We start from the raw sequence: 21,362 nt of genomic DNA, 5'->3' as shown, positions 1-21,362 counted from the left end.
CCTTGGCATACAAGGTGTAGTTGGATTGTTTTAACAGCAACAAGGCGTGGCCTTTCTCAGCCCACCGCCTTGATGAGCCGTTCGCGCCCCGCCTTGGCCAGCATGGACGCCACCGCGCACGAGGCCAGGCGGGCCGGCTCCGAGTCGGCCCGGCTCGTCAGGATCACCGGCACCTTGGTGCCCAGCACGATGCCCGCCGCATAGGCTCCGCCCAGGAAGCTGAGGCTCTTCGCCAGCATGTTCCCCGCGTCCAGGCTGGGCACGATCAGCACGTTGGCCCGGCCGGCCACCGGCGAGACGATGCCCTTGATGCGCGCCGCCTCGGCGTCGATGGCGTTGTCCATGGCCAGCGGCCCGTCGAGTTGCGCGCCGGTGATCTGGCCGCGGTCGGCCATCTTGCACAGCGCGGCGGCGTCCAGCGTGGAAGGCACCTTGGGGTTGACCGTTTCCGTGGCCGAGAGAATCGCCACCCGCACCGCCGGCATCTGCAGCGCATGCGCCAGGTCGATCGCGTTCTGCACGATGTCGACCTTCTCCTCGAGCGTGGGCGCGATGTTGATCGCGGCGTCCGAAATGATCAGCGGCTGCGCGTGGCCCGGAACGTCCATCACGAAGCAGTGACTGATGCGGCGCGACGTGCGCAGCCCGCCTTCGCGCCGCACCACCGCGGCCATCAGCTCGTCGGTGTGCAGGCTGCCCTTCATCAACGCATCGACTTCGCCGCGCAAGGCCATGGCGACGGCGGCGTCGGCTGCGGCGTGGCTGTGAGGGACGTCGACGATGGGGATGGCCGAGAGGTCTGCGTTGGCCTCGCGTGCCGCAGCTTCGATTTTTGCGCGCGGGCCGATCAGCACCGGCGCAATGAGGCCCAGCGCGGCTGAAGCCAAGGCGGCTTCGAGTGACACGGCGCTGGCCGGGTGGACGACCGCGACGCGGAGCGGTGGGAGGGCGCGGGCTGCGGCGATCAGGCGGTCGTAGTGGGGATGGGGCGCGGAGGAGGAGGGGGCCATGCGGGCTCCGGAGGGTTAGGTGGTTCGAGCAGTTTGCTGCAAGCAACTCATTGGAGGCTGTCCGCACACGTCAAGTCGGCAACACGTTTCGACCAGCTGCGCTGCCGTGCCGTCGGAGAGCGTGAACCACCGCGGGCTTTTTTTAGATGCTTGCGCTGAGATCTTCAGCCCGAGTCCGCAGCCAGTTCGCGAGTCACGACGTTTGATGGTTAGCCACCTAACACTTGGGTGAGCTCAAAGAGGCTCGGGTTTCCCCAGTCGAGATATTTCCCCTAGTGCCCGAAAACAACGCAAACGAAAAAGCCCCGTTGCTATCGGCTTGATAGCAACGGGGCTTTTAATTGGTGCCGGAGAGATGAATCGAACACCCGACCTTCTCATTACGAATGAGCTGCTCTACCGACTGAGCTACACCGGCGAAGCCTCGGATTATAGCAACACCGTCAGGCCTTTTCGGCGTGGTACTTGGTCAAACGCTCGACTTCGTTACGCGAACCCAACATCACGCTCACGCGCTCGTGCAGTTTGGTGGGCTTCAGGTCGAGGATGCGCTGCTTGCCGTTGGTGGCCGCGCCGCCGGCCTGCTCGACCAGCCAGCTCATCGGGTTGGCCTCGTACATCAGGCGCAGCTTGCCGGCCTTTTCGGGCTCGCGCTTGTCCCACGGGTACATGAACACGCCGCCGCGCATCAGGATGCGGTGCACGTCGGCCACCATGCTGGCAATCCAGCGCATGTTGAAGTCCTTGCCGCGCGGGCCTTCCTTGCCGGCCAGGCATTCGTCGATGTAGCGCTTCATGGGATCGTCCCAGTGGCGCATGTTGCTCATGTTGATCGCAAATTCCTTGGTGTCGGCCGGAATCTGGATGTCCTCCTGCGTGAGCACGAAGCTGCCTTGCTCGCGGTCGAGCGTGAACATGGCCACGCCGTTGCCCACGGTGAGCACCAGGGTGGTCTGTGGGCCGTAGATGCAGTAGCCGGCCGCCACCTGCTGGGTGCCGGGCTGCAGAAAGTCGGCTTCCTGCACGCCGGGGGTGTCGTCGGGCTTCTTCAGCACGCTGAAGATGGTGCCGATGCTCACGTTCACGTCGATGTTGCTGCTGCCGTCGAGCGGGTCGAACATCAGCAAATATTCGCCCTGCGGGTAGCGGTTGGGCACCACGTAGATGCTGTCCATTTCCTCGCTGGCCATGGCCGCGAGGTGGCCGCCCCATTCGTTGGCCTCGATCAGCACTTCGTTGGCGATGATGTCCAGCTTCTTCTGGATCTCGCCCTGCACGTTCTCGCTCTCGGCAGTGCCTAGCACTCCCCCCAGCGCGCCCTTGTTGACGGCCTGGCTGATGCTCTTGCAGGCGCGGGCCACCACTTCGAGCAAGAGGCGCAGCTGGCCGGGAATAAGGCCGTCGGCGCGCTGCTTTTCGACGAGGTAGCGGGTGAGGGAAATCTTCTGTTGTGCCATGGGATATGTCCTATGCAATGTGGGGGTCTGTTCGCGAAACACCGCGGAACCGGCTTTGCCGGGCCGCTGGTGTTGCCCCCGGCGAGGGGGTGGGCGAAGCGACACGAAGTGCGCGAAGCCTGGGGGTGAGCTTAATTCCCGGCCAGGGCGCGGGTCACCACTTCGTGGGTGTCTTTGCTGAGGTCGGGCTTGGCCGCCACGCGGGCGATGGCTTCACGCGCGGCGCTGCGGTAGGGTTCGGCCAGCTTGCTCCAGCGGTCGAGCGCGCGGGCGAGGCGGGCGGCCACCTGGGGGTTGATGGCGTCCAGCTCGATGACGCGCTCGCTCCAGTACACGTAGCCGGCGGCGTCGGGGCGGTGGAAGGCGCCGGGGTTGGCGCTGCAATAGCTGAAGATCACGCTGCGGGCGCGGTTGGGATTCTTGATGGAGAAGTCGGGGTGCTTCATCAGCTGCCTGACCAGCGGCAGGATGTCGCCGCCGCGGTCGGGCGCGCCGGCCTGCAGCGAGAACCACTTGTCGATGACCAGGGCCTCGTCCTTGAAGAGAGCGTGGAAGCGCGCCAGCGCCTGCGCGGCCAGGGTGTGGCCGGACGACACCAGCGCGTTGAGCGCGTTGAAGCGGTCGGTCATGTTGCCGGCGTCCTTGAAGCGCTGCAGCGTCTTGCCGGGCCACACGGTGTCGCCCGAGGAGCGCGCCGCCAGGCACAGGAAGTTGAGCGCCATGCCGGCCAGCGCGCGGCGGCCCGAAGAGGTCGGGTCGGGCGTGTAGGCGCCGGTGTCGTGGTTCTCTTCATACGCCCACTGCCAGTCGGCGAAGAGGGCGGTGGCCAGCTGGGCGCGCATGGCTTCGCGCACCAGGTGCACGCGCTGCGGATCGACCACGTCGAGCTGCTCGGCAATGTAGGTTTCCGACGGCAGCGTGAGCACCAGTTCCTTGAAGGCGGCGTCGAGCTGGGGGTTGCGCAGCACGCTGCGCATGGCGTCGATGTAGGCGTCGTTCAGCACCGGGGTGGTGTCGGTCGCCAGCGCCGCAATGCCCTGCAGCGCGGCGCGCAGGCCCAGGCGCTGGCCGGCTTCCCAGCGGTTGAACGGGTCGGGGTCGTTGGCCAGCAGGGTGAGCAGCTGGGCGTCGGTGTACTCGAAGTCCAGGATCACCGGCGCGCTGAAGCCGCGCAGGATGGAAGGCACGGGCTCGGCGTCGAGGCCCACGAAGGTGATCTGCTCGCCGGCGCGCGAGAGCACCAGCGTGCGGGTGCCGCGCGTGACTTCGTTTTCGCCCTGGAGCTGCAGCGGCAGTTCGCGGCCGCTCGCATCGAGCAGGCCGATGTTCACCGGAATGACGAAGGGTTCCTTGGTCGCCTGGCCCGGCGTGGGCGGGCAGCTTTGCACCACGCTCAGGGTGTAGCTGCGGTTCTGCGCGTCGTACACGCCGTGCGCGGCCAGGCGCGGCGTGCCGGCCTGGCTGTACCAGCGCTTGAACTGGGGCAGCAGGCGGGCGAGTTCCGAATCGGGGTTGGCGTCGGCAATGGCCTGGGCGAAGTCGTCGCAGGTCACGGCCTGGCCGTCGTGGCGTTCGAAGTAGAGCGTGATGCCGCGCTCGAAGCCCTTGCGGCCGACCAGCGTCTGCATCATGCGCACCACCTCGGCACCCTTTTCGTAGATGGTGACGGTGTAGAAGTTGCTGATCTCGATGTAGCTGTCGGGCCGCACCGGGTGGGCCATGGGGCCGGCGTCTTCGGGGAACTGGGCGGTGCGCAGCACGCGCACGTCCTCGATGCGCTTGACGGCGCGGGCCGAGGGGTCGGCGCACAGGTCCTGGCTGAACTCCTGGTCGCGGAAGACGGTGAGGCCTTCCTTCAGCGACAGCTGGAACCAGTCGCGGCAGGTGACGCGGTCGCCGCTCCAGTTGTGAAAGTACTCGTGGCCGACCACGCTTTCGATGTTGCTGTAGTCGGCGTCGGTGGCGGTGGCCTGGTTGGCCAGGACGTACTTCGTGTTGAAGATGTTCAGGCCCTTGTTTTCCATGGCGCCCATGTTGAAGTCGCTGGTGGCGACGATCATGAAGCGGTCCAGGTCCAGCGGCAGGCCGAAGCGGGCCTCGTCCCAGAGCACGGAGTTGACCAGCGAGTTCATCGCATGCTCGGTCTTGTCGAGGTCGCCGGCGCGCACGTACACCTGCAGCAAATGTTCCTTGCCGTTGCGCGCGGTGATGCGCTGCTCGCGCGCCACCAGCTTGCCGGCCACCAGCGCGAACAGGTAGCAGGGCTTCCTGAAGGGGTCGACCCACTTGGCGAAGTGGCGGCCTTCGGGCAGCTCGCCCTGCTCGACGAGGTTGCCGTTCGACAGCAGCACCGGGTAGGCGGCCTTGGCGGCGCGCAGCGTCACGGTGTACATCGCCATCACGTCCGGACGGTCGAGGAAGTAGGTGATGCGGCGGAAGCCTTCGGCCTCGCACTGCGTGAAGAAGGTGTCTTCGCTCACGAACAGGCCCATCAGCTTGGTGTTCTTGATGGGGCAGCAGGTGGTGAAGATCTCGAGCTCGAAAGCGTCGGGCAAACCGTCGATCACGAGCTGGTCGCCTTCCATGCGGAACGATGCGCCCTGGCCGTTGACCAGCACGCGCGCCAGGTTCAGCTCGTCGCCGTCCAGGCGCAGGGGCTGGGCCGGCGCGTCGGGGTTGCGGCGCAGCTGCATGCGGTTGAGCACGCGGGTCTTGGCGGGGTCGAGGTCGAAGGTGAGGTCGACGGTGTCGATCCAGAATGCCGGGGCGGCATAGTCTTCGCGGCGAATGGCAATCGGTTGCCCTTGGGCGTCACGCTGCAGCAGCATCGAGTGTCTCCAGAAAATTCGAATGGGCGAGTTCGTCGTAGTCGCGAACGGCGGCAATCACATGGGGGCCGGCAAGCTCGGCGGCGGTATGGGTGCTGCACACGGCCACGGCACGCATGCCGCCGCGGCGCGCGGCCTCGATGCCGAAGGGGGCGTCTTCAAAGACGATGCAGCGCTCGGGCGCCACGCCGATGCGGCGCGCGGCTTCCAGAAAGATCTCGGGCGTGGGCTTGCCGGCAAAGCCTTCGTCTCCGCCGACGATGGCCAGCGGCAGCGGGTCCATCTTCAGGCGCGACATCGCAAACTCGATGTTGTGCCGGTCGCCGGCCGTGCCCACCGCCACCTTCAGGCCGCGTGCGACGGCGGCCCTGGCAAAGGCCGTGAAGCCGGCCACCTCGGTGAAGTTGTCGTGGAAGAGGGCGCGGTAGATCTCTTCCTTCTCGTGCACCAGTGCCTGGCACTCGTCGTCGGCCAGCTCGCGCTCGAACAGCTCGCGCATGCACTCGGCGCCGGTGCGGCCCGTGGTGCGCGCAAGAATGTCGGTCACGTCGAGCTTCAGCCCGTGGCGTTCGACAAACTCCACCCACGAGCGCGCATGCCAGGGCATGGAGTCGATCATGGTGCCGTCCATGTCGAAGATGAAGGCTTCGACCTTCCCGTGCGTCAGGCTCATCGCTTACACGCCTTGCTTGAGCGAGGCTTCGATGAACACGTCGAGGTCGCCGTCGAGCACCTTCTGCGTGGCCGAGACTTCGACGTTGGTGCGCAGGTCCTTGATGCGGCTGTTGTCCAGCACGTAGCTGCGGATCTGGTGGCCCCAGCCCACGTCGGTCTTGCTGTCCTCGAGCTTTTGCTGCTCTTCCTGGCGCTTGCGCATCTCGTGGTCGTACAGGCGCGAGCGCAGGCGCTTCCACGCCACGTCGCGGTTGCTGTGCTGGCTGCGGCCGTCCTGGCACTGCACCACGATGCCGGTCGGGATGTGCGTGAGGCGCACGGCCGAGTCGGTCTTGTTGATGTGCTGGCCGCCCGCGCCGCTGGCGCGGAAGGTGTCGGTGCGAACGTCGGCCGGGTTGATCTCGATCTCGATGGAGTCGTCGATTTCCGGGTACACGAAGATGCTGGCAAAGCTGGTGTGGCGCCCGCCCGAGGAGTCGAACGGCGACTTGCGCACCAGGCGGTGCACACCGGTCTCGGTACGCAAGAGGCCGAAGGCGTAGTCGCCCTCGACCTTGATGGTCGCGCCCTTGATGCCGGCGGTGTCGCCCGGGGTTTCGTCCTCGATCTGCGTCTTGAAGCCCTTGCGTTCGGCGTACTTCAGGTACTGGCGCAGCAGCATGCTGGCCCAGTCGCAGGCCTCGGTGCCGCCGGCGCCGGCCTGGATGTCGACGAAGGCGTTGAGCGGGTCGGCCGGGTTGTTGAACATCCGGCGGAATTCGAGCTGCTTGATGTCGGCTTCGAGCGCGGCGGCGTCATCGGCGATGGACTGCAAGCCGTCCAGGTCGCCTTCTTCCTTCGACATCTCGTAGAGCTCGGTGTTGTCCGACAGGCCGCTGGTGAGGCGGTCGAGCGTGACGACCACGTCGTCGAGCGACTTCTTCTCGCGGCCCAGTTCCTGGGCCTTTTTGGGGTCGTTCCAGACGTTGGGATCTTCGAGCGATGCGTTGACTGTCCTCAGTCGTTCAGCTTTGGCATCGTAGTCAAAGATACCTCCGTAAATCCGCAGTCCGGGCGCTCAGGTCTGCAAGCGTTGCGCCGATCTGGTTGATTTGTTCTGCGTCCATGGGGTGTCCTGACTGTGTTCGGGGGAAACCGGGCATTTTCTCATGGACCGATAACCCACCCAGGAACGGCGCTGTATTGCTCCTTCCCTCTTTGGGGGAAGGCTGGGATGGGGGCGCGCAGGGCGCCCATTGCGAGTGCCGCTTGCCCCACCCCAACCCTCCCCCCGGGGGGGAGGGAGAAGAGAAAGAAAGTCAGAACGCCGGGACCAGCGAGCCCTTGAACTGCGTCTCGATGAAGCTCTTCACCTCCGGCGACTGGTAGGCCGCCACCAGCCGCCTGGCCCAGGGCTTGTCCTTGTCGGCGCGGCGCACGGCGATCAGGTTGGCATAGGGGCTCTTCGCGGCCTCCTTGATCACGGCGTCCTTGTTGAGCGACAGGCCCGCCTTCTCGGCATAGTCGTTGTTGATGGCGGCAATGGTCAGGTCGTCGAGCGAGCGCGGCAGCTGGGCGGCATCGAGCGGCACCAGCTTGAGCTTCTTGGGGTTCGAAACCACGTCCAGCGGCGTGGCCGTGTTGTTCTTCGCCGCCTCGGGTTTCAGCGTGATGAGGCCGGCCGACTGCAACAGCAACAGGGCGCGGTTGCCGTTCGACGGGTCGTTCTGGATGCCGACCGAGGCGCCCTCGGGCAACTGGTCGATCGTCTTGATCTTGCGCGAGTAGAAGCCCAGCGGCGCGGTGATGGTGAGGCCCACGGGCACGATGTCGAAGCCGCGTGCCTTGTTCTGGTTGTCCAGGAAGGGCTGGTGCTGGAAGGCATTGGCATCGAGGTCGCCCGAGGCCAGGGCCGCGTTGGGCAGCTGGTAGTCGTTGAACACCACGACCTGGATGTTCAGGCCGTCCTTGGCGGCGACCTTCCTGACCACTTCGAAGACCTGCTCGGCGCTGCCGACGGAAACGCCGACCTTGACGGTGTTCTTGTCTTGCGCAAGCGCGGCGTTGCCGACGAGAAGGGCGGCGGCCAGCGTGGCAAGGGCGAGGGTGCGGCGGCGGAAAGTGGTGTGCATGTTGTTGCGCGAAATCAAAAAAGGAGGGCGCGAATGTGGCATTGCCCGGCGCATTTGGGAACGAACCAATGGGCATATCGATATGGCGTCTGCGCCGGGCAATTCGGGCGTCTTATGCGTTTTCATGCATATGCATGAGACGATTTGTTCGTTCCCTTTTGGCGCCTTTGTTTTCATACTCGGCCCCTTTTCGCGAACCTTTGTGGCCGGCTCCGCGCCCGCCGCTGCCTTTTTCATGAGCAACCTTTCTTCCGATGCGGGCCGCGGCAACGCGCAGCCCGTGATCCGTCTTCAATCCGTGCAGAAGTCCTTCGCACTGCCCAGCGGCGAGGTGTTCGACGCCGTGCAGTCGCTCTCGCTCGACATCCACCCCGGCGACGTGTTCGGCCTGATCGGCAAGAGCGGCGCGGGCAAGTCGACCTTGCTGCGCCTCATCAACCTGCTGGAGCGGCCCGATGCGGGCCGGGTCTTCGTGGGTGGGCGCGACCTCACGACGCTCTCGCGCCGCGAGCTGCGCGACACGCGCCAGAACATCGGCATGATCTTCCAGCAGTTCAACCTGCTGCAGAACGCCACGGTGTTCGACAACGTGGCCTTCCCGCTGAAGATCCATGGCCGCCATTCCAGGGCCGAGATCGATGCGCGGGTCCGCGAATGCCTGGCCCTGGTGGGCCTGGCCGAGAAGATCGACACCTACCCGGCGCAGCTCTCGGGCGGGCAAAAGCAGCGCGTGGCCATTGCGCGTGCGCTGGCGCCGCGGCCGCAGGTGCTGCTGTGCGACGAGCCCACCTCGGCGCTGGACACCGAAACCACGCGCGCGCTGCTCGAAACGCTGCGCGACATCAACCAGAAGATCGGCGTGACCATCGTGATCGTCACGCACGAGCTCTCGGTGGTCGAGGTGCTGTGCCGCAATGTGGCCATTCTGGAGAAGGGCCGGCTGGTGGAGCAGTTCGCGGTGGTCGATGCGCCGAGCGAAGAGCGCAAGACGGCGCTGGGCCGCGAGATCGACGCGCTGGTGCGCCGCCGCGAACGCGAGGCGCGCGAACCCATCGAGCCTCACCCGCCGTCGCTGCAGCGCAGCCCGCAGGAGGTGGCCTATGTTTGAGAACATCGCGCCCATCCTCCCCGAGCTGTGGACCGCCACGGGCCAGACCTTCCTGATGCTGGCCATCGGCCTCTCGGCCGCGGTGCTCATCGGCGGGCCGCTGGGCATCCTGCTGTTCCTGCTGGGGCCGGGCCAGTCGCTCGAGAACAAGCCGGCGTTCCTGGTGCTCAACTGGATCGTGAACACCGTGCGCTCGTTTCCTTTCATCATCCTGCTGGTGGCGCTGGTGCCGTTCACGCGGGTGATCGCGGGCACGTCCATCGGCCCGCTGGCGGCCGCGGTGCCGCTGTCGTTCGCGGCCATTCCGTACTTTGCGCGGCTGGTCGACCAGTGCCTGCGCGAAGTGCCGCGCGGCGTGATCGAGGCGGCGCATGCCATGGGCGCCTCGGAGCTGCAGATCGTCTGGCGCGTGCTGGTGGTCGAGGCGCGCTCGGGCCTGGTGCTCGCGCTCACGGTGCTGGCGGTGAGCTTTCTCTCCTACTCGGCGATTGCCGGCGTGGTGGGCGGCGGCGGCATCGGCGACCTGGCGATCCGCTATGGCTACTACCGCTTCCAGACCGACGTGATGGTGCTCACCGTGGCGCTGCTCGTGGTGCTGGTGCAGATCCTGCAGTTCGTGGGCAACACCACGGCGCGCAGGCTGGACAAGCGTTGAATCTTTTTTCTCTCGTTCCTTCCTTTTTTGATTTCATGAAAACCGCTCTGCTACGCCGCTCCGTCCTTGCCCTGTCCCTGCTTGCCCTGTCGTTCGGCGGCCTTTCACCGGCGCAGGCCCAGGAAGCCAAGAAGAACCTCGTGATCGGCGGCACCGCCGGCTCCAACTACGACCAGCTCAAGTTCGGCATCGTGCCCATCCTCGAAAAGAAGGGCTACAAGGTGAAGCTGGTCGAGTTCAACGACTACGTGCAGCCCAACCTCGCGCTCGCGCAGGGTTCGCTCGATGCCAACTTCTTCCAGCACCAGGTCTATTTGAAGAAGTTCTCGGCCGACCAGAAGCTCGACCTTGCCGAACTGGTGCAGGGCCCGATCGCGCCGCTGGGCGTGTACTCCACCAAGCGCAAGACGCTGGCCGAGGTGAAGGAGGGCGACCGCTTCACGCTGCCCAATGACCCGAGCAACCTGGCCCGCGCATTGGTGCTGCTGGAGCAGAACAAGCTGATCACCATCAAGCCCGGCGTCGATCCGCTGCGCGCATCCGAGAAGGACGTAGCCGAGAACCCGAAGAAGCTCAAGTTCATTCCGCTCGAGGCCGCGCAGCTGCCGCGCTCGCTGGGCGATACCGAATACGCCATCGTCAACGGCAACTTCGCGATCTCGTCGGGCCTGAAGCTCAACGAAGCCGTGGTGCTCGAGAAGACGCCCGACTACTACCTGAACGTGGTGGCCGTGAAGAGCGCGGACAAGAACGCGCCCTGGGCCAGGGACATCGCCGAGGCCTACCGCTCGAAGGAATTCAAGGCCGTGGTCGACAGCAAGTTTCAGGGCTATGCCAAGCCCAGCTTCCTGCAGTAATTCTTCTTAGGCAATCGAGGGGGCCGATGCTCACGGGCAACGGCGCCGCCGAAGAAAACCGGGTTTTCCGGGCCGGCCCGGCGCGCTCCGGCCGTCGGGCTTGTAGCATGTGCGGATGACCCAGCACATCGGAATCGTCGGGTGTTCCGCCGAAGGCGCGGCGCTCTGCTACCAGACCATCTGCGTGGAGGGGGCCGAGCTGCTCGGCCCGCATGCGCATCCCGAAGTGGCCATGCACACGCCCTCGCTTTCCGACTACATGGCGCACATCTACCGCGGCGACTGGCATGGCGTGGGCGAGGTGATGCTTGCCTCGGCGAGCAAGCTGGCCAAGATCGGCGCTGACTTCCTGGTCTGCCCTGACAACACCATTCACCAGGCGCTGCCCTTCATCGAGGCGCGCTCGCCGCTGCCCTGGCTGCACATCGCCGAGTGCGTGGCCGACGAAGCGGTGCAGCGCGGTTTCCGGCGCCTCGCCATCACCGGCACGCGCTGGCTGGTGGACAGCGAGGTCTATCCCGAGAAGCTCTCGGCCAGGGGGCTCGAATACGTCCGGCCCACGGCCCTGGAGCGCGAGGAAATCAACCGCATCATCATGGACGAGCTGGTCCGCGGCGTCTTCACGCCCGACGCGGTCCTCGCGTTCCGGCGCGTGATCCAGCGCATGAAGGACGAAGACGGCTGCGATGCCGTGGTGCTCGGCTGCACCGAGATTCCACTCATCATGAACGACGTGAATTCGCCGCTGCCCACGCTCGACTCCACACGGCTGCTGGCGCGCGCGGCGCTGCGGCGCGCCACGGCCTGACGCGCCGGCCGGCTCAGCCGGCCAGGAACTGCTCGATCAATCCGGCCACGCGCTGCGGCTGGTCGTGGTGCAGCATGTGGCCCGCCTCGGCCACCTGCTCGATGCGCACCGAAGGCACGGACTTCAGCCGCTCGTGGAATTCTTCGAGCGTGTAGCGGTTCTTCCACCAGCCCTGCAGGCTGTCGTCGGCAGCCTCGACCATCAGCGTGGGGGCCGAGATCCGCGCATAGAGCGCCAGCGTTTCGTCGACCCTGAAGATGTTGGCATTGATGATCTTGTGCGCAGCGTCGCCGAGGATCTGCCAGCGCTCGCTGCCGTCGGCCTGCACCTGGAGCGCGGACCAATGGCTCGCGAGCCAGCCGGCCTTGTCGGGCGTGAGGCGCGGGTTGGTCTTCATGAGCCGCCGGGCCACGCCGTCCACGCCCGAGTAGCCCGCCAGCGCCATCTCGCCGCGGTGCAGGCGCTTGAGCTCGTCGATCCACTGGCCGTAGCGCGCGGGCGCTTCCTCGGGCTTGCGCGCCGGCATGCCGAAGCCTTCGAGGTTGACGAGGCGCCGGATGCGCCCGGGCCGGGTGCCCGCGTAGTGCATGGCGACGTTGCCTCCCATGCTGTGGCCGACCAGGTCGACCGGCCGCGCCGCGTCGCCTTCGCCCGCGTAGTGGTCGAGCAGCCATTCGAGATCGGCCAGGTAGTCGGGCAGCCAGTAGTTGTCGACGCCGCCGCCGTCGGTGAGGCCGAAGCCGCGCCAGTCGGGCGCGACGATGAAGCGCTCTTCGGCCAGTGCGTCGACCACGAACTGCCAGGAGGCCGCCACGTCCATCCAGCCATGCAGCAGCACCAGCGGCGGCCGTGCGGCCGAGGGCTCGCCCCAGAGGCGCACGTGGTAGCGGAGGTTGCGCACGGGCACGAATTCGCTGCGCGAGGGACGAAGGGCTTGGTACATGGGCGCCGATGATAAGGAGCCCGGCGATGGGGCGCAGTCCGGCACAGGACAGCGCCCGATCGGGTTTTAGGCCCGCGGCCAGCGCATCGGGGAGGAGGGCGGTAGCATCCCGCGCATGAAAAAAATCCAACTCGGCCAGAGCGACCTGCACGTCACCCCGATCTGCCTGGGCACCATGACCTTCGGCGAGCAGGTGGACGAGCCCACGTCCCACGCCATCCTGAGCCGCTCGCTCGAGCGCGGCGTCGATTTCATCGACACGGCCGAGATGTACTCGGTGCCCACGCGCCAGGAAACCTACAGCGTCACCGAAACCATCATCGGCAACTGGTTCGCGGCCAACCCCGGTGCGCGGCAGAAGATCACGCTCGCCACCAAGGTGGCCGGCCCGCTGCGCAACACGCCATGGGTGCGCGAAGGCGTGGGCATGACGGCGGCCGACATCGTGGCCTCGTGCAACGCGAGCCTGAAGCGGCTGAAGACCGACGTCATCGACCTGTACCAGATCCACTGGCCCGAGCGTCACGTGCCGGCCTTCGGCAACATCTACTACGACCCGGCCAAGGAGGTCTCGCAGACGCCGATCCGCGAACAGCTCGAAGCCCTCGGCGGGCTGGTGAAGGCCGGCAAGGTGCGCGCAATCGGCCTGTCGAACGAGACGCCGTACGGCGTGCACGAGTTCGTGCGGCTGGCCGAACAGCACGGGCTGCCGCGCGTGGCCACGGTGCAGAACGTCTACAACCTGGCGAGCCGCGGCGTGGAGAACGGCCTGGACGAGACGATGCACCGGCTGGGCGTGTCGCTGCTGGCGTATTCGCCGCTGGCCTACGGCTTGCTCACCGGCAAGTACGACCGGAGCGGCATCACCGGGCCCGATGCGCCCGAGGCCGCGCGCATCACGCGCTACGAGTCGGTGCGCAAGCTGCGCTGGGGCCGCCCCGATGCGCTGAAGGCCGCGCGCCTGTACAACCAGCTCGCGCGAGACAACGGCCTCACGCCGGTGCAGCTTGCGCTGGGGTTCTGCTACACCAAGTGGCAGGTGGCGAGCACCATCATCGGCGTGACGACGCTGGCGCAGCTCGACGAAGACATCGATGCCTACGGCACCACGCTCTCGCCCGAGGTGCTGGCCGAGATCGACAGGATCCGGTGGGAGATCCGGGATCCGGCGGCGTGATGGATTGGCTCTCCCCCAGGCTTTGCGCACTTCGTGTCGCTTCGCCCACCCCCTCGCCGGGGGCGACGCCAGTGGCCCGGCAGAGCCGGTTCCACGGCATCCCGCGAAGGGGAGGGAGAGATCGCCGGGTCGGCTGTTTCCGGGACGCGTGAGATGGCAAAGAAGAGCGCAGTTCACGTGAGCGAAACCCCCGCGACGCAGCTGCTGCGCGCGAACAAGGTCGCCTTCACCGAGCATCCGTACGAGTACCTGGAGCACGGCGGCGCGCAGCACAGCGCTGCCGTGCTGGGCTTCGATCCCTTCACGGTGGTGAAGACGCTCGTGATGCAGGACCAGGACGCCAAACCGCTGATCGTGCTGATGCACGGCAACCGCACCGTGTCGACCAAGAACCTCGCGCGGCAGATCGGCGCCAAGTCGGTCGAGCCCTGCAAGCCCGAGGTCGCGCAGCGCCACAGCGGCTACATGGTGGGCGGCACCTCGCCCTTCGGCACGCGGCGCCGGATGCCGGTCTACATCGAGTCGACCATCCTCGAACTGCCGAGGATCGCGATCAACGGCGGGCGGCGCGGCTACCTGGTGGGCATCGACCCGCAGGTGTGCATCGCCTTGCTGGGCGCCACGCCGGTGCAGTGCGCGCTGGCAGAATAGCCGGCGCGGCGCAGCCCGGCCCGGGCCGGCGCCGCTGAACAAGAACAACCATTCCCCCGCGGAGCGCCGCCTTGAGCTTTCACCTGCCGTCCCTCATCGCCATCGTGGCCTCGTACCTGATCGGCTCGCTGTCCTTTGCGGTCATCGTGAGCAGGGCGCTCGGCATGGCCGATCCGCGCAGCTACGGCAGCGGGAACCCCGGTGCCACCAACGTGCTGCGCTCGGGGAACAAGGGCGCGGCGCTGGCCACGCTGCTGCTCGATGCGCTCAAGGGCTGGCTGCCGGTGTTCCTGATCCGGCATTTCGGCGCGCAGTGGGGCCTGGGCGAGGGCGTGGCCGCGCTGGCGGGCCTGGCGGCCTTCCTGGGCCACCTCTATCCCGTGTTCTTCGGCTTCCAGGGAGGCAAGGGCGTGGCCACCGCGGCGGGCGTGCTGGTGGGCATCGCACCCTGGCTGGGGCTGGCCACTGGCGCCACCTGGCTGATCATTGCGGTGTTCTTCCGCTATTCGTCGCTGTCGTCGCTGGTGGCGGCCTTCTTTGCACCGGCCTATTACCTTTTGGGCGGAAACATTGCGTGGCCGCTCGACCGCACGGTGCTGATTGCGATCATCATCATGAGTCTGCTGCTGATCTGGCGGCACCGCGAAAACATCCGCCGGCTCGCGGCCGGCACGGAGTCGAAACTCGGCTCGAAGAAAAAGGCTTGAACATCATGGCATCCATCACCCGCTTCCACGTCGGCCCGCGCCTGTCCGAGACGGCTGTGCACAACGGCACCATCTACCTTGCGGGCCAGGTGCCCGACGACACCACGCAGGACATCCGCGGCCAGACCTCCCAGGTGCTGGCGATGGTCGACCGCCTGCTGGCCGAGGCCGGCAGCGACAAGTCGCGCATCCTCATGACGCAGATCTTCCTGGCCGACATCAGCGACATCACGGCCATGAACGAGGTGTGGGACGCTTGGATTCCCGCCGGCAACACCCCGCCGCGCGCAACGGTGCAGGCCAAGATGGCCAATGCGGCCTACAAGATCGAGATCGTCGTCACGGCCGCCCAGGCCTGACGCGGACGGTCAATAGCGTTTTTCCAGGACCATCTGGTCCGCGTCGCGGCGCATCGAGAAGCGGTTGATGAAGCTGTTGCCCAGCAGCACGAAGGGCATGGGCTGCGGCGAGACGATGGCGTCGATGTCGTACACCTCGACATCGCCCACGCGCACCGATTGCAGGCGCAGCCGATAGCCCGCCGCCTGCCCATTGGCGGTGTTCATCACGACGCGCTGGCCCTTGCTGTAGTCCAGGCCGATGCGCTGGGCGTCGTCGGCCGACAGGGCGATCGACGTGGCACCCGTGTCGAGCATGAAGGTGACGGGGCGGCCGTTGATGGCGCCCTGCGTCATGAAATGGCCGCGGCTGTCGGCCGGCAGCACGATGCGGCTGCCCCCGCCGCCCGAACCGCCCCCGCCGCCGATGCTGACCGGCGTGTCCATGCGCAGGTTGACGCGCTTGCCCTCGAGCTCGACCACCGCCTGCTCGGCCTGCAGCGACACCAGCTTCACGCCCTGGAAGGTCTCGCCGACCGCCACGGTCTTGGGAGGTGCGCCGTTCACGATCAGGATTGCGCGGCTGCCGATGGTGCCGGTCAGCATCACGGAGCCGGCCGCATGCGCCCCGGCAGCGGCAGCCAGGAGCTGCGCTGCGACGACGAGGGCTTTCATCCGCGGCTCAGTCGCGGAAGTTGTTGAAAGACAGCGGCATGTCGGGCACGTCCTTCTTGATGAGTGCCATGGCAGCCTGCAGGTCGTCGCGCTTGGCGCCGGTGATGCGCACCGCGTCGCCCTGGATCGCGGCCTGCACCTTGAGCTTGCTGTCCTTGATGATGCGGGTGATCTTCTTGGCCTGCTCGGACTCGATGCCGCTCTTGACCTTGATGACCTGCTTGACCTTGTCGCCGCCGATCTTCTGCACGTCGCCCTTGTCGAGGAAGCGCACGTCGACGCTGCGCTTGGTGAGCTTGGCGCGCAGGATGTCCTCGACCTGCACGAGCTGGAACTCGGCGTCGCCGATCATGGTGATTTCCTTGTCCTTGAGCTCGACGGCGGCGGCCGTGCCCTTGAAATCGAAGCGCGTTGCGATTTCCTTGGCGGTGTTTTCGACCGCATTCTTCACTTCGGGCAGATTCGGTTCGCAGACGGTATCGAACGACGGCATGGGCTCTCCTGAATTCACGGGTGCTGGATGCGACAATTCTCCCATGATCGTGGAGAACAACGTCCCGCTGCAGCCGTACAACAGCTTCGGCATCGTCGCGCGCGCGCAGAACCTGGCGCGCATCGCCAGCGAGGCGGACGTGGCCGAGCTGCGGGCCGACCCCCGCTGGCGCGACGCGCCCCGCTTCGTGCTGGGCGGCGGCAGCAACATCGTGCTCACCGGCGACGTCAAGCCGCTGGTGCTGAAGGTCGAGATCAAGGGGCTGCGGCTGGTCGAAGAGACCCCGCGCGCCTGGATCGTGGAGGCCGGCGCGGGCGAAATCTGGCACGACGCGGTGCAATGGATGCTCGAGCATGGCTATCCGGGGCTCGAGAACCTGGCGCTCATTCCAGGCACGGTGGGCGGCGCGCCGGTGCAGAACATCGGCGCCTACGGCGTCGAACTGCAGGACCGCTTCGATTCGCTCGATGCCATCGACCTGGACACCGGGCGCAGTTTCACGCTCGATGCCGCCCAGTGTGCCTTCGGCTACCGCGACTCGGTGTTCAAGCACGTGCGCAGCGGCCCCAACGACTTCGGCCTGTCGGGCCGGGCGCTCATCACCCGCGTGCGCTTTCGCCTGCCCAAGCCCTGGAAAGCCGTGGTGGGCTACCTCGACCTCGAGCGCAAGATGGCCGAAACCGGCAACTTCACGCCCAGCGCCACCGACGTGTTCGACTGGGTCTGCGCCATCCGCCGCGCCAAGCTGCCCGACTGGCGCGTGCTCGGCAATGCCGGCAGCTTCTTCAAGAACCCCACGGTCACGCCCGAGCAGTGCGCCGACATCATCGCGCGCGATCCCAAGATCGTGCACTACCCGATGGACGACGGCAGCATCAAGCTCGCGGCCGGCTGGCTCATCGACGCCTGCGGCTGGAAGGGCAAGTCGGTCGGCAATGCCGGCGTCTACGAGAAGCAGGCGCTGGTGCTGGTGAACCGCGGCGGCCTCGAGAACCCGGTCACGGGCGGCGAGGTCATGACCCTGGCCAAGGCCATCCAGACCAGCGTGTACGAGCGCTTCGGCATCCGGCTGGAACCGGAGCCGGTGGTCGTCTGATGGACCTCGACTTCCTGCACCTGAACTACCGGCGGCGCATTGCCGCTTTGATCTGGACCCGGCGGGCCGTGGTGGTGGGAGCCTTCGTTTCGGTGTTCTTCGCCTTGCGCCACGGCCGGCTGGCGCTGGTGCCGTTGATCCTGGCCGCCTGGGCGCTGGCAGCCGCGCTCGGTTTCATGGAAACCAGCCTGCGCCGCCAGTTCATCCGCGAGGCCCGGCTGCCGCCCTTCCTGGCCCGCAAGCTGCGCGCGGCCCACCCCGGGCTCAGCCAGCGCGACGCCGAACTGGTGCTGCGCGGGCTGCGCCAGTTCTTCATGGCGCATCTGCGCAGCGGCCGCAAGTTCGTCGCCATGCCGTCCAAGGTGGTCGACACGGCCTGGCACGAATTCATCCTGCACACGCAGGGCTACCAGAACTGGTGCAAGGCGGCCTTCGGCGGCATGCTGCACCACAGCCCGGCCGAGGTGCTGGGCAAGGACCCGAAGCGCAACGACGGCCTGCGCCGCAGCTGGTACTGGGCCTGCAAGGAGGAAAGCATCGATCCGCGCACGCCGGCGCGCCTGCCGCTCTTGTTTGCACTCGACGTGAAGTTCGGCATTCCGGGCGGCTTCGACTACGTGCCCGACTGCAAGGCCGTCGACCGGCATGCCGGCTCGGATGCCCACTGCGGCAGCAGCTTCGGCGAGTCGTCGTCGGATGGCGGCAGTTCGGGCGATGCCGGCGGCTTCGGCGGCAGCGAATCGAGCAGCGGCAGCGGCGATGGCGGCGGGGGAGGGGATTCGTCCGGCGGCGACGGCGGCGGTTGTGGCGGCGGCTGCGGAGGCGGCGGCGGCGATTGACCGGCGGGCGCGCACCCCAGCGCACCAATGCAAACGGGCCCGCGAGGGCCCGTTCGTCATTGGAAGAGAAAAAAGCGCGTTGGCTTACTTGGTCTCGTCGTCGTTCGAAAGCCGCGGCACGGCGGTGCCCTGGCCCGGCGACAGCAGCCCGGTACGGGTGTAGATGGCCAGCTTCTCGCGCGTGTCGACGATGTCAAGATTGCGCATCGTGAGCTGGCCGATGCGGTCCAGCGGCGTGAACGCGCCCTCGACCTTTTCCATGCTCAGGCGCTCGGGCTTGTAGGTGAGGTTGGGCGAGACGGTGTTGAGAATCGAGTAGTCGTTGCCGCGGCGCAGCTCGATCGTCACTTCGCCGGTGATGGCGCGCGCCACCCAGCGCTGTGCGGTCTCGCGCAGCATGATGGCCTGCGGGTCGAACCAGCGGCCCTGGTAGAGCAGGCGGCCGAGCTTGCGGCCGTGGTCGCGGTACTGCTCGATCGTGTCTTCGTTGTGGATGCCGGTGACCAGGCGCTCGTAGGCGATGAACAGCAGCGCGAGGCCGGGCGCCTCGTAGATGCCGCGGCTCTTGGCTTCGATGATGCGGTTCTCGATCTGGTCGCTCATGCCCAGGCCGTGGCGGCCGCCGATGCGGTTGGCTTCCAGGATCAGGTCGACGAGGTTCGCGTGCTCGACGCCGTTCAGGGCGACCGGGCGGCCTTCCTCGAAGCGCACGCTGACGGTTTCGCGCTTGACCTCGACTTCGTCCTTCCAGAACGCCACGCCCATGATCGGCTGCACGATCTGGATGCCGCTGTCGAGGTTCTCCAGGTCCTTGGCCTCGTGCGTGGCGCCGAGCATGTTGGAGTCGGTGCTGTAGGCCTTCTCGGCCGACATCTTGTAGCCGAAGCCGGCCTTCGTCATGAAGGCCGACATCTCGGCGCGGCCGCCGAGCTCGTCGATGAACAGCTGGTCGAGCCAGGGCTTGTAGATCTTGAGGTTCGGGTTGGTGAGCAGGCCGTAGCGGTAGAAGCGCTCGATGTCGTTGCCCTTGTAGGTGCTGCCGTCGCCCCAGATGTGGACGTCGTCTTCCTTCATGGCCGACACCAGCATGGTGCCGGTCACTGCGCGGCCGAGCGGCGTGGTGTTGAAGTAGGTGACGCCGGCGGTGGTGACGTGGAAGGCACCGGCCTGCAGCGCGGCGATGCCTTCGTTGGCGAGCTGCGCGCGGCAGTCGATCAGGCGCGCGTTCTCGGCGCCATAGAGCATCGCCTTGCGCGGGATCTCGTCGTAGTCGGGCTCGTCGGGCTGGCCGAGGTTGGCGGTGTAGGCGTAGGGGATCGCGCCCTTCAGCTTCATCCAGTGCAGTGCCGCGCTGGTGTCCAGGCCGCCCGAAAAGGCAATGCCGACCTTCTGGCCGGCGGGAACGTTTTGGAGAATGGTCGACATGTGGGTGTCCGGTTCGCGGTTCAGCCGAAGTGGCAGATGTAGCTGTAGGGCTCGCCAGTGACCCGGATCTGGAAGCTCGAATTGCCCGGCACGCTGAACTTCTGTCCGGCGCCCGAGGCGATCCATTCGGTGGTTCCCGCCAACTGGTATTCGCAGCTGCCGGCGGTGCCTTCCATGATTTCGGGCGCGCCGGTGTTGAAGGTCAGGGTGGACGGAAGGATCACGCCGACCGATTTCCTGGTGCCGTCGGCCAGCGTGAGACTGTGGCTCACGCACTTGCCGTCGAAATACACATTGGCCTTGGTCGCCACTGCGGCGCTGTTGAGAGTGTCGGTAGTCGTCGTCATTGGAGGGCGCCGGCGCATGCGCGGTCGGCTGGTCGAGGACGCGCCACCACGGCGGCGCACCCCTTGGGGGTTGGAAAAGTCCTCGATTTTAGGGCTTGGCCGGCACGGCCGGCCGGCCGTACCGCTGCGGGCGGCTCAGCGCCAGTGGCGGTAGCCGTATCCGCGATAGCCGCCCCAGCCCCGCGAGTAGCCGAGATTCAGCGAAATGCCGACCGGCGGGTATGCGTAGGGATAGGCATAGGGATAGGTGTAGGCAGGCTGCACGTAGACCGGCGGCGCGTAGACCGGGGCCGGCTGTACATAGACCGGCGCCGGTGCATTGGAGACCACCACGCCAGGTTCGGGCACGACGTTGTCCCAGGCCGAGCCGCCTGGTTGCGCGTATTGCGGCTGCTGCTGGTACTGCTGCTGGCCGCCGTTGTAGGCCTCGACCGGGTAGGGCTGCAACTGCGGCTGCGGCGCGACCGGCGAGGTCGTCACGCCATAGGCGCTGACCTCGACCGGGATGGTCGCGCCCGGCCGGCTGTTGGTGCGGGTGGTGTACTGGCGGCCGTTGTATTCGTAGGTGACGTTGTAGCTGACGTCGCTGCCGGTCGTTTCGCGGACCGGGGTCGCGGAAATCACCCGGGCCTGGACCACCTGCTGGGCCTGCGCGACACCGGCGCCCGTCGCCAGCAGGCCGGCCACGGAAAGACCCGCGAGGGTGCGAAAAACGTGCTTGTTCATGGTGTGCTCTCCTGCAGATCGGGGTTGGAGGCCGGCCGGCGAGGCGGGGTTCCGGCGTTTACACGGCGTTCACGGTGGCCCAGGTTTCGGCATCGAACCCTGCCGTAACGCCGGTTTTCGGCCCCCAGTTGACCACCGGCCGCTTGATCAGGCTGGGGTTGGCCAGCAGCACGGCCCGCGCCGAAGCGGCGTCGACCACCGCGTTGCGGGTGGCTTCGTCGAGCTGGCGCCAGGTGGTGCCGCGGCGGTTCACCAGCGCCTCCCAGCCGGGCTTCCTGAGCCACTGGTCGAGCTCGGCCTCGGGCACGCCCTGTTTCTTGAAATCATGGAAGGTGTAGGCGACGCCGTGGTCGTCGAGCCAGGCGCGGGCGCGCTTGACGGTGTCGCAATTCGGAATGCCGTAGAGGGTTGTCATGGATGCCAATGATGCCGATAA

At 66.8% G+C, this 21,362-nt stretch carries 23 protein-coding genes and 1 tRNA gene; 10 read left to right on the top strand and 14 right to left on the bottom strand.

What is annotated here, in order from left to right; translation table 11 throughout:
• Positions 1 to 56: 56 nt before the first annotated feature.
• The 7 genes from IB278_RS13505 to IB278_RS13475 all read right to left on the bottom strand — a co-directional run bounded on the left by IB278_RS13505 (position 57) and on the right by IB278_RS13475 (position 8,081).
• Complete coding sequence (locus tag IB278_RS13505; protein WP_192323654.1) at positions 57 to 1,010, bottom strand: bifunctional enoyl-CoA hydratase/phosphate acetyltransferase; 954 nt, start codon at positions 1,008 to 1,010, stop codon at positions 57 to 59.
• A 342-nt stretch (positions 1,011 to 1,352) separates the two neighbouring features.
• A tRNA-Thr gene (locus IB278_RS13500) sits at positions 1,353 to 1,428 on the bottom strand.
• A 25-nt stretch (positions 1,429 to 1,453) separates the two neighbouring features.
• Positions 1,454 to 2,467 (bottom strand): class 1 fructose-bisphosphatase, encoded by a 1,014-nt coding sequence (locus IB278_RS13495; RefSeq protein ID WP_145746023.1) that lies wholly within the window; start codon positions 2,465 to 2,467, stop codon positions 1,454 to 1,456.
• Between the two features lie 131 nt (positions 2,468 to 2,598).
• A complete protein-coding gene (gene pepN, locus IB278_RS13490; protein ID WP_192323653.1) occupies positions 2,599 to 5,295 on the bottom strand; it encodes an aminopeptidase N in 2,697 nt (898 codons plus the stop codon).
• Positions 5,279 to 5,968, bottom strand: a complete 690-nt coding sequence (locus tag IB278_RS13485; RefSeq protein ID WP_192323652.1) for an HAD family hydrolase — start codon at positions 5,966 to 5,968, stop codon at positions 5,279 to 5,281. The genes pepN and IB278_RS13485 overlap by 17 nt, the downstream gene beginning before the upstream one ends.
• A 3-nt stretch (positions 5,969 to 5,971) precedes the next feature.
• Positions 5,972 to 7,076 (bottom strand): peptide chain release factor 2 gene (gene prfB, locus IB278_RS13480; RefSeq protein WP_145746026.1). Its coding sequence is split into 2 segments (ribosomal slippage): positions 5,972 to 6,994 and positions 6,996 to 7,076, totalling 1,104 coding nucleotides; the frame shifts between segments, so codons are not numbered across the junction.
• Between the two features lie 192 nt (positions 7,077 to 7,268).
• Entirely contained in the window at positions 7,269 to 8,081 is an 813-nt protein-coding gene (locus tag IB278_RS13475; protein WP_192323651.1) for a MetQ/NlpA family ABC transporter substrate-binding protein, read from the bottom strand.
• Between the two features lie 235 nt (positions 8,082 to 8,316).
• On the opposite strand from IB278_RS13475, the gene IB278_RS13470 reads away from it, so the two are divergent.
• The 4 genes from IB278_RS13470 to IB278_RS13455 all read left to right on the top strand — a co-directional run bounded on the left by IB278_RS13470 (position 8,317) and on the right by IB278_RS13455 (position 11,509).
• Positions 8,317 to 9,189 carry a methionine ABC transporter ATP-binding protein gene (locus IB278_RS13470; RefSeq protein WP_145746028.1) on the top strand — a complete coding sequence of 291 codons (873 nt, stop codon included), beginning with the start codon at positions 8,317 to 8,319 and terminating at the stop codon, positions 9,187 to 9,189.
• Positions 9,182 to 9,844 (top strand): methionine ABC transporter permease, encoded by a 663-nt coding sequence (locus IB278_RS13465; RefSeq protein WP_055803217.1) that lies wholly within the window; start codon positions 9,182 to 9,184, stop codon positions 9,842 to 9,844. Before IB278_RS13470 ends, IB278_RS13465 begins: the two co-directional genes overlap by 8 nt.
• A gap of 35 nt (positions 9,845 to 9,879) precedes the next feature.
• The gene (locus IB278_RS13460; RefSeq protein ID WP_145746029.1) at positions 9,880 to 10,701 is read left to right on the top strand and encodes a MetQ/NlpA family ABC transporter substrate-binding protein; all 822 of its coding nucleotides are present in this window, start codon (positions 9,880 to 9,882) and stop codon (positions 10,699 to 10,701) included.
• 115 nt (positions 10,702 to 10,816) lie between these two features.
• The gene (locus IB278_RS13455; protein WP_145746030.1) at positions 10,817 to 11,509 is read left to right on the top strand and encodes an aspartate/glutamate racemase family protein; all 693 of its coding nucleotides are present in this window, start codon (positions 10,817 to 10,819) and stop codon (positions 11,507 to 11,509) included.
• Between the two features lie 13 nt (positions 11,510 to 11,522).
• On the opposite strand, the gene IB278_RS13450 is transcribed toward IB278_RS13455, so the two are convergent.
• Entirely contained in the window at positions 11,523 to 12,452 is a 930-nt protein-coding gene (locus IB278_RS13450; protein ID WP_192323650.1) for an alpha/beta fold hydrolase, read from the bottom strand.
• Between the two features lie 115 nt (positions 12,453 to 12,567).
• On the opposite strand from IB278_RS13450, the gene IB278_RS13445 reads away from it, so the two are divergent.
• The 4 genes from IB278_RS13445 to IB278_RS13430 all read left to right on the top strand — a co-directional run bounded on the left by IB278_RS13445 (position 12,568) and on the right by IB278_RS13430 (position 15,346).
• On the top strand, positions 12,568 to 13,629 hold the full coding sequence (locus tag IB278_RS13445; RefSeq protein WP_192323649.1) for an aldo/keto reductase: 1,062 nt from the start codon (positions 12,568 to 12,570) through the stop codon (positions 13,627 to 13,629).
• A 153-nt stretch (positions 13,630 to 13,782) separates the two neighbouring features.
• Positions 13,783 to 14,280 carry an aminoacyl-tRNA deacylase gene (locus tag IB278_RS13440; RefSeq protein ID WP_192323648.1) on the top strand — a complete coding sequence of 166 codons (498 nt, stop codon included), beginning with the start codon at positions 13,783 to 13,785 and terminating at the stop codon, positions 14,278 to 14,280.
• A gap of 71 nt (positions 14,281 to 14,351) precedes the next feature.
• A complete protein-coding gene (gene plsY, locus IB278_RS13435; protein ID WP_145746034.1) occupies positions 14,352 to 14,987 on the top strand; it encodes a glycerol-3-phosphate 1-O-acyltransferase PlsY in 636 nt (211 codons plus the stop codon).
• Between the two features lie 5 nt (positions 14,988 to 14,992).
• Positions 14,993 to 15,346, top strand: a complete 354-nt coding sequence (locus IB278_RS13430; RefSeq protein WP_145746035.1) for a RidA family protein — start codon at positions 14,993 to 14,995, stop codon at positions 15,344 to 15,346.
• A gap of 9 nt (positions 15,347 to 15,355) precedes the next feature.
• Here IB278_RS13430 and IB278_RS13425 read toward each other — a convergent pair whose 3' ends face one another.
• Together IB278_RS13425 and IB278_RS13420 are read right to left on the bottom strand one after the other, a co-directional pair.
• A complete protein-coding gene (locus tag IB278_RS13425; protein WP_145746036.1) occupies positions 15,356 to 16,000 on the bottom strand; it encodes a TIGR02281 family clan AA aspartic protease in 645 nt (214 codons plus the stop codon).
• Between the two features lie 7 nt (positions 16,001 to 16,007).
• The gene (locus IB278_RS13420) at positions 16,008 to 16,493 is read right to left on the bottom strand and encodes a YajQ family cyclic di-GMP-binding protein (protein WP_015866547.1); all 486 of its coding nucleotides are present in this window, start codon (positions 16,491 to 16,493) and stop codon (positions 16,008 to 16,010) included.
• Positions 16,494 to 16,536: 43 nt separating this feature from the next.
• On the opposite strand from IB278_RS13420, the gene murB reads away from it, so the two are divergent.
• Positions 16,537 to 17,589 carry a UDP-N-acetylmuramate dehydrogenase gene (gene murB, locus IB278_RS13415; protein WP_145746037.1) on the top strand — a complete coding sequence of 351 codons (1,053 nt, stop codon included), beginning with the start codon at positions 16,537 to 16,539 and terminating at the stop codon, positions 17,587 to 17,589.
• Positions 17,589 to 18,428 (top strand): glycine-rich domain-containing protein, encoded by an 840-nt coding sequence (locus tag IB278_RS13410; RefSeq protein ID WP_186454234.1) that lies wholly within the window; start codon positions 17,589 to 17,591, stop codon positions 18,426 to 18,428. Before murB ends, IB278_RS13410 begins: the two co-directional genes overlap by 1 nt.
• Positions 18,429 to 18,512: 84 nt before the next feature.
• Here IB278_RS13410 and argG read toward each other — a convergent pair whose 3' ends face one another.
• The 4 genes from argG to IB278_RS13390 form a co-directional block, all read right to left on the bottom strand.
• On the bottom strand, positions 18,513 to 19,853 hold the full coding sequence (gene argG, locus IB278_RS13405; RefSeq protein ID WP_192323647.1) for an argininosuccinate synthase: 1,341 nt from the start codon (positions 19,851 to 19,853) through the stop codon (positions 18,513 to 18,515).
• 20 nt (positions 19,854 to 19,873) lie between these two features.
• The gene (locus tag IB278_RS13400; protein WP_015866543.1) at positions 19,874 to 20,200 is read right to left on the bottom strand and encodes a pyrimidine/purine nucleoside phosphorylase; all 327 of its coding nucleotides are present in this window, start codon (positions 20,198 to 20,200) and stop codon (positions 19,874 to 19,876) included.
• Positions 20,201 to 20,335: 135 nt separating this feature from the next.
• Positions 20,336 to 20,926 carry a hypothetical protein gene (locus tag IB278_RS13395; protein WP_192323646.1) on the bottom strand — a complete coding sequence of 197 codons (591 nt, stop codon included), beginning with the start codon at positions 20,924 to 20,926 and terminating at the stop codon, positions 20,336 to 20,338.
• 58 nt (positions 20,927 to 20,984) lie between these two features.
• Positions 20,985 to 21,341 (bottom strand): ArsC family reductase, encoded by a 357-nt coding sequence (locus IB278_RS13390; RefSeq protein WP_145746040.1) that lies wholly within the window; start codon positions 21,339 to 21,341, stop codon positions 20,985 to 20,987.
• Positions 21,342 to 21,362 lie beyond the last annotated feature (21 nt).

It is taken from the genome of Variovorax sp. VRV01 (assembly GCF_014852545.1).
Lineage (GTDB): Bacteria > Pseudomonadota > Gammaproteobacteria > Burkholderiales > Burkholderiaceae_C > Variovorax > Variovorax beijingensis_A.
The sequence above is the reverse complement of the archived record's forward strand: the minus strand, read 5'-3'. Positions and strand labels throughout refer to the sequence as shown.